The 12,794-nt window shown below is 60.8% G+C and carries 14 protein-coding genes and 1 pseudogene; 9 read left to right on the top strand and 6 right to left on the bottom strand.

The window, feature by feature from the left end; translation table 11 throughout:
- Nucleotides 1-193 precede the first annotated feature (193 nt).
- The gene (locus IDH41_RS03505) at nt 194-787 is read left to right on the top strand and encodes a YqaA family protein (RefSeq protein WP_190858339.1); all 594 of its coding nucleotides are present in this window, start codon (nt 194-196) and stop codon (nt 785-787) included.
- A gap of 19 nt (nt 788-806) precedes the next feature.
- Here the strand turns inward: IDH41_RS03505 and IDH41_RS31725 are convergent, their stop codons facing one another.
- Nucleotides 807-938, bottom strand: a complete 132-nt coding sequence (locus tag IDH41_RS31725; RefSeq protein ID WP_263364553.1) for a hypothetical protein — start codon at nt 936-938, stop codon at nt 807-809.
- A 209-nt stretch (nt 939-1,147) separates the two neighbouring features.
- Between IDH41_RS31725 and thyA the strand changes: the two genes are divergently transcribed.
- Nucleotides 1,148-1,981 carry a thymidylate synthase gene (gene thyA, locus IDH41_RS03500; RefSeq protein WP_190858337.1) on the top strand — a complete coding sequence of 278 codons (834 nt, stop codon included), beginning with the start codon at nt 1,148-1,150 and terminating at the stop codon, nt 1,979-1,981.
- A gap of 29 nt (nt 1,982-2,010) precedes the next feature.
- Nucleotides 2,011-2,763 (top strand): ankyrin repeat domain-containing protein, encoded by a 753-nt coding sequence (locus IDH41_RS03495; RefSeq protein WP_223829411.1) that lies wholly within the window; start codon nt 2,011-2,013, stop codon nt 2,761-2,763.
- 39 nt (nt 2,764-2,802) lie between these two features.
- Here the strand turns inward: IDH41_RS03495 and IDH41_RS03490 are convergent, their stop codons facing one another.
- Entirely contained in the window at nt 2,803-3,261 is a 459-nt protein-coding gene (locus tag IDH41_RS03490; RefSeq protein ID WP_190858334.1) for a DUF3888 domain-containing protein, read from the bottom strand.
- Between the two features lie 99 nt (nt 3,262-3,360).
- Nucleotides 3,361-4,248, bottom strand: coding sequence for a LysR family transcriptional regulator (locus IDH41_RS03485; RefSeq protein ID WP_190858331.1), 888 nt, complete (start codon nt 4,246-4,248; stop codon nt 3,361-3,363).
- Between the two features lie 116 nt (nt 4,249-4,364).
- On the opposite strand from IDH41_RS03485, the gene aroA reads away from it, so the two are divergent.
- The 3 genes and pseudogenes from aroA to IDH41_RS03470 all read left to right on the top strand — a co-directional run bounded on the left by aroA (nt 4,365) and on the right by IDH41_RS03470 (nt 7,315).
- On the top strand, nt 4,365-5,732 hold the full coding sequence (gene aroA / locus IDH41_RS03480) for a 3-phosphoshikimate 1-carboxyvinyltransferase (protein WP_190858329.1): 1,368 nt from the start codon (nt 4,365-4,367) through the stop codon (nt 5,730-5,732).
- A gap of 23 nt (nt 5,733-5,755) precedes the next feature.
- Nucleotides 5,756-6,007 (top strand): annotated as a pseudogene (locus IDH41_RS03475) (chorismate synthase); the annotation flags it as partial.
- Nucleotides 6,008-6,109: 102 nt separating this feature from the next.
- Nucleotides 6,110-7,315 (top strand): MFS transporter, encoded by a 1,206-nt coding sequence (locus tag IDH41_RS03470; protein ID WP_223829409.1) that lies wholly within the window; start codon nt 6,110-6,112, stop codon nt 7,313-7,315.
- A 92-nt stretch (nt 7,316-7,407) separates the two neighbouring features.
- Here the strand turns inward: IDH41_RS03470 and IDH41_RS03465 are convergent, their stop codons facing one another.
- Nucleotides 7,408-8,184: an anti-sigma factor gene (locus IDH41_RS03465; RefSeq protein WP_190858327.1), complete on the bottom strand. Its 777-nt coding sequence runs from the start codon at nt 8,182-8,184 to the stop codon at nt 7,408-7,410.
- Nucleotides 8,181-8,777, bottom strand: a complete 597-nt coding sequence (locus tag IDH41_RS03460; protein WP_190858325.1) for an RNA polymerase sigma factor — start codon at nt 8,775-8,777, stop codon at nt 8,181-8,183. Before IDH41_RS03460 ends, IDH41_RS03465 begins: the two co-directional genes overlap by 4 nt.
- Nucleotides 8,778-8,960: 183 nt before the next feature.
- Here IDH41_RS03460 and IDH41_RS03455 point away from each other — a divergent pair, with 183 nt between their 5' ends.
- Genes IDH41_RS03455 through IDH41_RS03445 form a run of 3 tightly spaced genes read left to right on the top strand, consistent with a single transcriptional unit; the run spans nt 8,961 to nt 12,179 of the window.
- Nucleotides 8,961-10,124 (top strand): COG1470 family protein, encoded by a 1,164-nt coding sequence (locus IDH41_RS03455; protein ID WP_190858323.1) that lies wholly within the window; start codon nt 8,961-8,963, stop codon nt 10,122-10,124.
- A 2-nt stretch (nt 10,125-10,126) separates the two neighbouring features.
- Nucleotides 10,127-11,140, top strand: a complete 1,014-nt coding sequence (locus IDH41_RS03450; RefSeq protein WP_190858322.1) for an ABC transporter ATP-binding protein — start codon at nt 10,127-10,129, stop codon at nt 11,138-11,140.
- Nucleotides 11,121-12,179, top strand: coding sequence for an ABC transporter permease (locus IDH41_RS03445; protein ID WP_190858320.1), 1,059 nt, complete (start codon nt 11,121-11,123; stop codon nt 12,177-12,179). The genes IDH41_RS03450 and IDH41_RS03445 overlap by 20 nt, the downstream gene beginning before the upstream one ends.
- A 165-nt stretch (nt 12,180-12,344) precedes the next feature.
- Here the strand turns inward: IDH41_RS03445 and IDH41_RS03440 are convergent, their stop codons facing one another.
- Complete coding sequence (locus tag IDH41_RS03440; protein ID WP_190858319.1) at nt 12,345-12,785, bottom strand: DoxX family protein; 441 nt, start codon at nt 12,783-12,785, stop codon at nt 12,345-12,347.
- Nucleotides 12,786-12,794 lie beyond the last annotated feature (9 nt).

Here is a 12,794-nt window from a genome sequence, read left to right as displayed (position 1 = left end):
TGTTGCAGCTTTAAGCATACGCAAGCGGGAGGAAGGAAAGTAACGGTCCGGCGGCGGGAATGATCCTAGCCTTGGGGCGGGAGGAAAACTGGACCCTGACTCATTGCGGGCAGCGGGCCGGAGGGCTAGCATAGGAATAGAATAAATGGAAAGTTGGCCTAAGCGTGAGATTTTCCGGATGGGAGTATAGCGCATGTTTCAAAAGATCATCGATTTTTTATCGGATTTCGGCGCCTGGGGAATGTTTATCCACTCGTTTGCGGACGCGGTTATTTTTCCGGTTCCCGCCTTCTTCCTGCAAGTATCCCTGAGCCTGCTTGATCCAGCGAACGCTTTGTGGCTGGCTACCGTCGGATACGCGGCCTGTCTGCTCGGCACGCCGTTCGGCTATTTCATCGGCAAGGGTCTCGGGCATGCCGTCCTCTACAAGCTGCTCAAAAAATCGTGGATCGATTCCGCCACCTTGCTGTTCCAAAAAAACGGGGAAACGGCCATCCTGATCGGCTCGTTCACGCCGATTCCGTTCAAGGTGTTCACGATTTTGTCCGGCTGCATGAATTTCCCGCTGTGGCGGCTTATGGCTTATGCCGCGCTGGGAAGAGCGGTCAAATTCTACGCCGTCGGCCTGTTGTTCTACCTGTACGGGAGGGCGGCGGAGGGCATGGTGAAGGACGTATCCTTGTATATTTTTCTCGGGGCCGTACCGCTCTTGGCGGCTTACCTGCTGCTGAAGAGACGGCGCGCGAAGAATAAAGAAAGAACGAGCCGCGAGGAATCGATCAGCTAGATTCGCCCGGGCTCGACGCTCAAGCTACGGGCGTCCCGTTCGGAACGCCGGCGTCGCCTTCAGGGAAGCTCTCCGCGCGCACGATCGTGCCGATGCGGATATCGAGCGCCGCAAAGTTTTCAAACGACGAAAAAGTGTCATTGGCAGTCATCGGTTGTGCCTCCTGAATTGCAGCCATAGCTTGTTGCCTGTCCGACGCGGACGGCGACGGTTATGGCTTTTTTTGTCGTCCCCATACTAGCCCGAAAGCGGACGGGCTTCCAACCGCCCGGAGACAAGCCTGGCCGCTCGGAGGAGCTTGACTTGCGTACCGGAATATAGTAAGGATAAGGAACGAGACGAAGCAGGGGGGAGAACAATTTGTCGGCAGCGGATATTATCTACAAAAATTTGGTTCAGGATATATTGACGAACGGCGAATGGGACAAAGACCAGGCGGTGAGAACGGTATGGGCCGACGGTACGCCGGCTTATACGAAGAGCGTCATCTGCAAGCAGATGACCTACGACAATGCCGAGGTTCCGATCTTAACGACGAAGAGAGTGCCGTGGAAGTCGGCCATTCACGAGCTGTTATGGTTTTACGTGCAGCGGACGAGCGACTGCGCTTACCTGGACCGGCATAACGTGACGATCTGGAAGGAATGGACGAGCAGCGGCAACCATATCGGAAAGGCTTACGGCTACCAGCTCGGCAAACCGATTATGATCGGCGGTAAACTGACGAATCAAGTCCATAACCTGATCGATCAGCTGAAAAACAATCCGGCGTCGAGAAGGCATGTGATCTCGCTGTGGGACGTCGACGAGCTCGACCAGATGGCGTTATACCCGTGCGTGTGGAATAATCAATGGCTGGTCAAGCAAGGCAAGCTGCATTTGATCGTGAGCGCCAGATCCAACGACATCGGGCTGGGCAACCCGTTTAACGTTTTTCAATATTACGTGCTGCAGCGCATGATCGCGCAGGTTACGGGCTACGGGTTGGGCACGCTGACCTTCAACGTCAACGACGCCCATATTTACGAGCGGCACGAGGAACCGCTTCGGGAGCAGATCGCGAGGGAGGGCTTCCCGGCGCCGGAGCTATGGATCAATCCGGAAATTAGGAGCATCGACGACTTCACGATAGACGATTTCAAGCTTACCGATTACCGTTACCATCCGTCCGTTAAGATGGAGATCGCGATTTAATCCGACAATCGGTCAGGAGGCGAATGGCATTGTTAAATGGTAAAATCATTCATCCGGACGAGCCGCTCGCGGCTGCGGTCACGGAGGCGATCCGTTCCGGCGAGCTTGCGGAGCTGACCCGCCTGCTGCGGAACAATCCCGATCTTGCGTCCGCGCGGATCGGGGACCTTGACGCCGCCTCCGGCTGCGGGCTGCGCTCGCTCCTTCACGTCGCGACGGACTGGCCGGGCCATTATCCGAACGTAGCCGCGACGATAGCCGCGCTTGCGGAAGCCGGCGCCGACGTGAACGCCAGATTCGCCGGCGGCGCGCACACCGAGACGCCGCTGCACTGGGCGGCGAGCAGCAACGACGTCGCTGCGCTTGACGCGCTCATCGACGCGGGCGCCGACATCGAGGCGGACGGCGGCGTGATCGGCGGTGGGACGCCGCTTGCGGACGCGAGAGCGTTCCGGCAGCTCGAAGCCGCGTTCCGGCTCGTCGAGCGCGGGGCGCGGACGACGCTGAACGATGCGGCAACGCTCGGGCTGCTGGATCGCATTGAGTCATTTTTCGCAGGCGGCAATCAGCCATCCGAGGCTGAAGTGACGCTGGCGTTCTGGGGGGCCTGCCACGGGGGACGGCTGCCGTGCGCGTCGTATTTGCTTGAGCGGGGCGCGGACCTGAACTGGATTCCGCCGTGGGAGAAGCTGACCCCGCTGGACGCGGCCCGCCGCAGCGGCTCGGAGGAGCTGGCCGATTGGCTGCAAAGCTTGGGCGCGAAGACGGCGGGCCGGACGTGATGGCGTGCGGGATGCGCGAGAAGGGCGGGAGCGCAAGTCCTATTTCACGGACTTCTTCAACAGGTCCGCATAATTCGGCGGAAAATCGCTTTCCCGCGGGTCTTTCAAATGTTGCCGGAAAACCAGCTTTACGTTCCCTGGATTAACGGGCGAAATATCGAACGTCATACGATCCTTGCCGACGGGGATATGCGGCCCGACCGTAGGAACGATCTCGAGCGTAACGAGAAAATGAAATCCGCGGAACCCGTTTACCCGCTCGACATGAACGACGTCGGCAAAGTAAGGATAGACGACGGGGGCATGCGTCAGCAGATCCTTGTAAATATCGGCAACCTCGTTATCGATATGCGGCAGCAAAAACAGCATCAGCATGTCTTGGAACATGAGCTCCCGCGAATCTTGCCGCGGCTTGTCCTTCATCATGGCGATGCCGGCGGGTTGAAAGGAAACCAATAGAGCCATAACGAACAAAATAGCCATCGCTTTTTTTATCATTGGCACGGCATCTCCCTTCGAAAACGATACCTAAAGTTTTCCAAGGGATTTTTTTATTTATGCAGTGACGTATTCAGGCCGCCGAACTGCCTTGGCGTCCTACGCCTCTCCGGCGATCAGCATCGCGGCGAACCGTTCGGCCGCGATCGACGGCGGCATGCCTTGGCGGACGGCGAAGCCGATGCTCCGGGGAGGGAGCGGTTCGTCCAGCCGAAGCTCGAAGAGCTTTCCTTGCCGAAGCTCCTCCGCGACGAACGACCGGGTTATGCAAGCGGCCCCGAAGCCAAGGCGGGCGAACTCCGTCAGCAGATCGACGCTCCCCAGCTCGATGTCCGGCTTCGCCTCGAAGCCTCTTGCGGCAAACCATCGCTCGACGAAGAGGCGGGTGCTGCTTCCCGGCGACAGGAGAAGCAGAGGGAGCTGCGCGAGCCTGCCGACCGGGATCGGATGCTCCGCCAGCTCGCGATAGGCCTCTCCGACCACGAAGCAGTCCTCCAGTACCGCAAGCTCCCGGACGTCCAGCTCGGGATCTTGAAGCGGCATATGCACGATCGCGAAGTCGATCAAGCCCTCTTTGAGCCGCTGCGCGATATCCGGCGTCCTGCCGTGCGTCAGCCGGATGCGGATGCCCGGATAGGCCGCGTGGTACCGGTTCAGCTGCGGAAGCAGCAGATGCTTGATCAGCGAATCGCTGGCCCCGAGCCGGATTTCCCCTTCCTTCAGCCGCTTTAAGTCTTGCACATGCTTCTGCGCGGCGCCGAGCAGCGAGAACGACTGCTCCACGTACGCAAGCAGCGCCTTTCCTTCCTCCGTAAGCTCCACGCCTTTCGATAACCGGTGAAACAGCTTCAGCCCCAGCGTCTCCTCCATTTGTTTGATCGCGTAGCTGACGGAAGGCTGCGTAACATGCAGCCGCTGCGCCGCTTTCGTGAAGTTTCCGCTTTGCGCCGTATGCAGGAAGATCCGGTACCACTCCAAATTAAACATTGTTGATATAGAACCCCTTTATGGCAAGATTCGATTATTACGATTTCATTTATTTCAACCTCCTCATTATAATCAGGTTAAATCGATCGATCAAATGATTAGGAGAGGTGATTGAAATGAGAGAGGAAGAGCATTCGGATTCGTTACGTCGCGAAGCCCGATCGCCCTGGTCAACGCATAACGATAAAGCCGCGGTTACGGTCAGTCCTTCGAAGACGGCCGTGCATGGCACGGTTAGGCTGGCGGGCAGCAAAAGCTTGACGAACCGCGCCCTCATCATCGCCGCGCTTGCCGAAGGGGAGTCGCGAATCGACGGCCTGCTAAGGAGCGACGATTCGTATTGGTGCATCGACTGCTTGACGAGTCTTGGCGTCCGGGTCGACGTCGTCGGCGATTCGGCGCGCGTAGCCGGCTGCGGCGGACGGTGGCCGAACCGGACGGGCCGGCTGTACGTTGGAGCCGCCGGCACGGCGGCGCGTTTCTTGCCGGGCGCCCTGGCGGCGGCCGGCAGCGGCGTCTGGACGATGGCGGGCAGCAAGCGGATGAGCGAGAGGCCGATTGCCCCGCTGCTGGATGCGCTGACGAAGCTTGGCGCGGGCATCGCGTACGCGCAAGATGAGGGCAGCTTGCCGTTTACGCTGGAGGCGGGAGGGCTCCAAGGAGGAGCAGTCGTGCTGCCGGGGGCGGAGTCCAGCCAGTTTATAAGCGGCTTGCTGCTGGCGGCTCCGTACGCGAAGGAGGCGCTCGAAATTCGGATCGACGGCGATGTCGTGCAGAGGGATTACGTGGTCATGACGCTCGGCCTGATGGAGGAATTCGGCGTCAAGCCGCAGCCCGCCGAAGACGGCCGGTCGATAACGGTCCGTCCCGCGAAATACGAAGCGCGCTCGATCAGGCTCGAGTCCGACGTTTCGACTTGCTGCTACTTTTGGGCGCTGGCGGCCCTTACCGGCGGCCGCGTCCGGATCGAAGGCATCGACGCGGCAAGCACGCGCCAGCCGGATATCGAGCTGCTGAACGTCCTGGAGCGCATGGGATGCACCGTTGACCGAGGCGCCGGCCATGTCGAAGTATTCGGGCCGAAGCGCCTTAAAGGCGGATTTGAGGTCAGCATGGGGAGCTGGTCGGATCAGACGCTCACGATGGCGGCGATGGCCGTCTTCGCCGACGGTCCGGTCACGATGAAGGATGCCGCGCACATCAGGCATCATGAATGCGACCGGATCGCGGCCGTCTGCTCGGAGCTTCGCAAGTTCGGCATTCGAGCCGACGAGCATGAAGACGGCTTGACCGTCTATCCGGGCCGGCCGTTGCCTTCGGTACCGCTCGATTCCCATGACGACCACCGGATGGCCATGGCGCTCTCCCTCATCGGCGCGCGAGTCGATGGCGTCCGCATCGCGGATCCTGGCTGCGTGTCGAAGACATGCCCCGACTTTTTCGAGCGGATGTCCGCGTTAGGCTTGCAAGTCGATTATGAATAGAAGGAGGCAGGGAACGGATGGCCGGTCTCGGCGAGCCGGCGTTCGATAAGCTCGACGCGGAGCTGGCGAAGGCGATGCTGTCGATCGGCGCGGTGAAGGGCATCGAGTTCGGGGACGGCTTCGCCGCGGCGTCGATGCTCGGCAGCGAGCACAACGACGAGATGGGCAAGGAAGGCTTCTTAAGCAATCATGCCGGCGGCATCCTCGGCGGAATCAGCACGGGGCAGGACATCGTGTTCCGGGTGGCGGTCAAGCCGACTTCCTCGATTGCCGTCGGGCATTCCAAGGTTAGGAGGTTGTCAGGTTTGCCATGGCGGCTTACAATGTGGGAGGGGATTATCAGAGATTAAAGTCATCGCAAGGAGAGTGCAGCAAGTTTGTCGTCAAGTATTTCCGCTACAGAATCGATCGTATTTTCCCGTTACCGGTTAATGACATTACTCCTGGTCGTCGTGGTGGCGGGCATGAGCCAAGGGCTGCTTCTTCCGCTGCTGTCGATCATGCTGGAGGACGCCGGCATCTCGGCGGATCGCAACGGCATGAATTCCGCGGCCATGTATATCGGCATTTTTTGCACCATGTTTTTCGTGGAGAAGCCCGTCGTCCGGTTCGGTTACAAAAAAGTGATCGTGGCCGGCATCGCGCTCGTCACCTGCGCCAGCGTGCTCTTCCCTCTCACCCAGTCGCTCGCCGTCTGGTTCGTGCTGAGGCTGCTGGTCGGCGTGGGCGACAGCTCGCTGCATTACGCGACGCAGCTTTGGATCGTCAGCGCAAGCCCCGCGGACCGCAGGGGCAAATATATATCCTTGTACGGCATGGCCTACGGCATCGGCTTCAGCGTGGGGCCGCTCGGCATCAATCTGCTGCCGTTCGGACAAGCGGTGCCGTTCGTCGTGTCCGGCTTATTCTTCGTCCTGGTGCTGCTGCTCGTGCTGAGGCTGGGCAACGAGACGCCCCAGCGGGCCGCGGACGGGGAAGCCGCCGGGAACCGCTTCTTTCGAACATACCGCGCCGCCTGGTTCGTGCTTATTCCGGGCATTCTGTACGGCCTCATGGAAGCGTCCATGAACAGCAGCTTTCCGCTGTACGGGCTGCGCATCGGCCTGGACCAGCACTGGATCTCGCTGCTGCTGCTCGCATTCGGCGTCGGCAGCCTCATTCTGCAATTGCCGCTCGGCATATGGAGCGACCGGATCGGCCGAAAGCCGGTGCTGATCGCTTGCGGTGCCGTCGGCTCGGCGGCGTTTCTGCTGGTGCCCGCGGCAGGAGACAGCATCGTGCTGCTATTCGTTCTGTTCGCGATCGCCGGCGGCGTGGTCGGCTCGTTCTACTCCCTTGGCCTCGCTTACGCGGCGGATATTTTGCCCCGGGCGATTTTGCCGGCGGCGAACGTCATCGCATCGATCCATTTCAGCATCGGAAGCATTTTGGGGCCGACGCTGGGCGGCTACGGCATCCGTTACCTGTCCGTCCACAGCATCTTCCTGTTCCTGGGTGCGGCGTTTCTCGCGTTCGCGCTGCTCGGCTTCGCGTTCCGGCCGAGAAAGCCGGCGGAAGACAGCGGCTTTGCCACAGGAGGATAAAGAAGAGGGCGCCGGAACTGTCCGGCGCCCTCTTAGGCGATGTTGCGGGCGATCGCTATTGCTCGGCCGCATGGCGATAGTGCCGCGCTTCGCTACGGCCGTTGAAGTCGTATAACGAGCGCGTCGGGTGACGTCGGCTCCAGGCTGCCGCCGTGCGGCTCGACGGTAAGCGCGATATTTTGCGGCCGGGCGATCGCCTTGTCCTTAAAGTACAGATGGGCCCGGCTGGCTTCCAAATGCTTCAAAACGCCCATGTTCCGGTGCGTGGAGCCTTCGAGCAGCCAAGCTTGGATGACGAATCCGTCGCTCGGCAGCATTCCCTCCAGCAGCAGCAGCACTTCGCCGGAGCCTTCATTAAACCAGACATAGCCTGCCCCAAGCTCGCTTCTTAACGCATGTACCGGGAAACCGGCCGTCCGGGGATCGTTCATGAACGAAAGCGCCCGCGGCTCATAGGCTTCCACGTACCGGCTATGCTTCGCGTCCGGTTCGTCCGGCACGCTCTGCAGCATGACGGCGCAAAGCAGGATCGCGATCCCCGACGCCGCGGCGATCCGTCCTTTTCCGGAAGCCATGCCTCGCGCAGCCCGAGCAAGCCACCCCTTCATCTTCACCTTCGAACGAAGCTTTCGCCGCACGGAAGGGGAGGGCAGGAGCGCTGCCCCGTCGGACTTGCCGTCCGCCTGTTGCTCCGTCGCAAGCAGAGGCTTCCATTCGCCCGCTGCGTAGCGGCATTTCGCGCAGCCGGCCGCATGCAGGCGCATCGATTCCGCTTCGTCAGGCATTTTATTGCCGAGCAGCCAGTCGATCCACTCTTCTTCCCGATACATTCGTTTGCAGATCAGGTCCGAACTTTTCGTTCCGCTCATCCGTTAACCTCCTTCGCCCCGTCCTCTTCTTGCCGGTTCCATCCGTGCTTCTCCAGCTGCTTGCGCATATTGCGGATGCCGTATCGGATCCACGATTTCACCGTTCCGAGCGGAACGCTCCACCGATCGGACAGCTCGCGCTGCGTTCGCGCGTCGAAATAGTTTCCGATGACCGCCCTTCGCTGCTCGTCCGGCAGGCTGAGCAGCGCCGAGCGAAGCGCTTCCTTCTCCAGCAGCGCGACCGCGTCCTCCTCGGCCGGAGCCGCGCAAGCATTCGCGAAATTTCGCTCGGTCTCGCCGGTTTGAACGACCCGCTTCGAGCGGCGCAGGCGGTCCAGACAGCGGCTCTTCGTCATTACCGCGAGCCATGCTTCCAGCGAACCGCGGCTGGGATCGTAGCCGGTTCCGCGGCGAAGCGCCTCGAGCATGACATCGTGGCACACATCCTCGGCTTCCATCGTGTCTCCAAGCGTCCGAAGCGCGATTTGCATAATGAACGGCGCATAATGGGCATAAAACCGGTCGAATGCCTCAACCGAGCCTTCGCACATTTCCCGAAGCGCTTCGGACATTTTATCGTCCTTCGGGTTCATTGTCCTCCTCCTTCGGCTTGCTGTTCCGATTCCCGTTATTCATTGTTTTATCAAAAAAAGGCAGAAACGGAAACTAAAATTTTTTTTCCCTGCGTAAATCCGAGGAGCCTTCCCGTTCGTAACGATTATGAATGCCGCCATTCAGAGGGCGGACCAAAATCATACGTTTCAGGGGGGATTCACATGCTTCGTGCATGCCGAAAGCAGGCGGTCAAATGGTTGCTCGCCGCAAGCCTGGTATGGGGAGGCGCGGCCGGGGCCGCCGCGGAGCCGGCATCCGCGGCGTCGGCCGTAGAGCTCTATACGCCGTATTTGGAGCTGTCGGCGCCGCCGGGAGATTCCATCTCGTATTCGATCGAGGTCATCAATCAAGGGACGGGCACGCAGAGCGTCGACCTCGGCTTCGACGCCGGAGGCAACGATTGGTCTTACGAGCTTACGACCGGAGGACGCGCCGTCAGCAGGCTGGCGGTTAAAGCGGGCGAATCGCAGACGGTCAATTTGCGGCTCGACGTGCCGCTGGAAGTCAATAAAGGCGCTTACCGTTTTCAAGTGAAAGCCGGGGACAGCGTCCTTCCCTTGTCCGTCGAAGTATCCGAGCAAGGCACGTTCCGGACGGAGCTGACGACCGACCAGCCGAACATGCAGGGCCATTCCGATTCGACGTTCAGCTTCAGCGCGACGCTGCGCAACCGCACGGCGGAGAAGCAGACGTACGCGCTTGCCGCGAAGGCGGAGCCCGGCTGGGATATTTCGTTCAAGGACGGCGGAACGAGCGTTACGTCCGTCGAAGTGGAGCCGAACAGCGAGAAATCGATCAGCATCAGCGCCGTGCCGCCGCAGACGGCAAGCGCCGGCAGCTATAAAATTCCGATCTCCGCTTCGAACAACGCCACGTCGGGCGAGACGACGCTCGAGGCCGTCATTACCGGAACGTACAGCCTGAAGCTTAGTACGCCGAACGAGCTGCTCAGCACCGAGGTGACGGCGGGCTCAGAGCGGAAGCTCGATCTCGTCGTGACCAACGACGGAACGGCGGAGCTGAACAAGGTCAGCCTGTCGGCCAGCAGCCCGTCCGGCTGGGAGGTTTCGTTCGAGCCTTCGACGATCGATGCCATCGAGCCGGGCGGCACCGCGCGCGTCCAAGCGACGATCAAAGCGGATAAGAAGGCGCTCCCCGGCGATTACGTCGTCGGCATGACGGCTTCGTCGGCGGAGAAGACGGCTGACGCGCAGTTTCGCGTCGCCGTGAAATCGTCGGTGCTTTGGGGCTGGATCGGCATACTGGTCATCCTTGCCGTAATAGCCGGGCTGTATTATTTATTCCGCAAGTACGGGAGGCGGTAACGATGGAGCGGGCAACCGACTATCCGCCGTCAGGGAAGTCCGTTATCGATCTGAAGCGGCTGACGAAACGGTACGGCGGGCACACCGCGGTCAACGGATTGAATCTGACGATCGAGCGCGGAGAAATATTCGGACTTCTCGGGCCGAACGGCGCGGGCAAAACGACGACGATTCTGATGATGCTGGGCTTGACCGAGCCGACGGACGGAACGGCGCGCGTTTGCGGCCTCGACCCCGCGAGGCAGTCGCTCGAGGTCAAACGGCGGGTCGGCTACATGCCGGACGATATTGGCTTCTACGATGACCGCACAGCGCTCGATAACTTAATGTTCACGGCGAGCTTGAACGGGCTGAACGCGCAGGAGGGGCGCCGAAGAGCGCTGGAGCTTCTGGACCGCGTCGGGCTGGGGGAGGCGGCGGGGAAGAAAGCGGGCACCTTCTCCCGAGGCATGAGGCAGCGGCTCGGCATCGCGGACGTACTGATCAAAAAGCCGGAGGTCGTCATTCTGGATGAGCCGACCCTCGGCATCGATCCCGAGGGCGTGCGCGAATTGCTTCAGCTCATCCGCGAGATGAGCCGCAACGAAGGTCTTACGGTGCTGCTGTCCTCGCATCATCTCCATCAAGTGCAGCAAATTTGCGACCGGGTCGGCTTATTCGTGCGCGGCGAACTTATCGCCTGCGGCGACGTCGCCTCGCTCGCGCGGCAGCTCGACGAAGACGGCTCCGTCACGGTGGAGATCGAGGCGTCGTGCTGGACGGAGGCGCTGACGGAGAGGCTGAAGTCACTAGACGGCTTCATCGGATCCGGCAGCCCGGTCCGATTGCCGGGCCACCCGGAAGAAGCAAGCCGCGCGAGCTTCGTGTTCGGAAGCGACCAGACGTCGGACGCGGCGAAGCTGGTCATCGAAAGCGGGGCCCGGCTGCACGCGATTCGGCGCAAGCAGTACGGACTGGACGACATCTACCACCGTTATTTCGAAGGAGGCGGTTCGCATGAGCGAAACAATCGTTAGCCGCGGCGGTTATTGGAAGCGGCTGTCCGGCCTGCTAGGCGACAGGCGTCCTTCCGCCGAAAGGTTCGAATCGGCAAATCGCGGGAAGGGAGGCGCGTCGCCGTTCCGTGCCATCGTAGCCAAAGAATTTGGCGATCATATGCGGAGCTGGCGCTTCGTCATTCTGCTCGGCATCGTCGCCCTTGCGTGCATCGGCTCGATCTATGCGGCTGTCACCGCGATCCAAGCCGGCGTGCAATCCGGGCAAGCGGACGACGAGTATTTGTTCCTGCAAATGTTCACCGCCTCCGACGGCACGCTGCCGACGTTCGTGACGTTCGTCTCGTTCCTTGGCCCGCTTATCGGGATCGCGCTCGGTTTCGACGCCGTCAACTCGGAGCGGAACAAAGGAACGCTGAGCCGGCTTCTGTCGCAGCCGGTCTACCGGGGGGACTTTATTCTGGCGAAGTTCGCGGCCGCGCTGCTGTTGATCGCGGTCGTTCTGTTCTCGCTCGGATTTCTGGTCATGGGCCTCGGTCTGGTTACGATCGGTTATCCCCCGACGCCCGAAGAAGCGATGCGCGTCGTGTTGTTTCTGCTGGTCGCCGTCGTGTTTGTCGGCTTCTGGCTTAATCTGTCCATCCTGTTCTCGATCTGCTTCCGTCAGGCGGCGACGTCCGCATTGTCCGGCATTGCGCTGTGGCTGTTCTTCTCCGTTTTCTACAGCATGATCACGGGGCTGATCGACAAGGCGACGGCGCCGGCGGAGTCGTCCGCGTTCTCCGTTCTTCTCCGGCATTATGAACAAATGCTCCTGCTGAACCGGCTTTCGCCGTCGTATCTGTTCTCCGAAGCGACGAGCACGCTGCTGATGCCGAACGTCCGCACGCTCGGGCCTTTGACGACGGAGCAAGTGGTCGGCGCAATCGCGAGCCCGCTGCCGCTACTCCAAAGCGTCCTGCTGTCCTGGCCGCAGCTCGTCGGGCTATTGGCCGCAACGATGGTATGCTTCGGCTTGTCGTACGCGCTGTTCATGCGCCAGGAAATCCGTTCGCGATAAGGCGGCAACAGACCGAATACGAAATGGCGGCGCAGGGGGGATTCTCCCAAGCACCGCCATTTTTCGACTTCATACTTTTTATGATAACTATAATAAGTATTGCAGAGGAGGTATTGTGGACGAATGGGGGATTGTTCGCGATAGCGTCCGGCACCCGGCTTTCCGCTACAGCCAGCCCGCCAGCAGGATGGCCGCGATGAACACCGCCTGCAGCAAGGTGCGCGCAGGCAGGCCCGGCACGGGCCGCCCGCCGATCGTAAGCTTCTCCTGCGCGGCCCGCACGTTGGCGGGAAACATGGCGATAAGCATGACCGCGAGGCAGACGGAGGCGAGCCGCGAGACGCCGGGCAGCACAATGCCCAGCGCGCCCGCGATTTCGAGCAAGCCCGTTGCCGATACGAGCAGATCGGGCCTCGGCAAGGCGGGCGGGACCATCCGGATCAGGTCGGCCCGTTTGCCGCCCCAATGCGCGGAAGCGGTCAGCAGCAGCATGACGGCCACCGCCCATTGAAGCGGAGACTGCCAGTCGTCGAAATAGGAAATGCCGAGCAGGCCAAGCGCCCGGAATACGGCGAACGAAACGATCAGCGCGTAGAAAGGAACCATTTTGCATCC

Source organism: Paenibacillus arenilitoris (assembly GCF_014705655.1).
In the GTDB taxonomy this organism is placed as follows: Bacteria; Bacillota; Bacilli; order Paenibacillales; family Paenibacillaceae; genus Pristimantibacillus; species Pristimantibacillus arenilitoris.
This window is presented reverse-complemented; position numbering and strand designations above follow the sequence as displayed.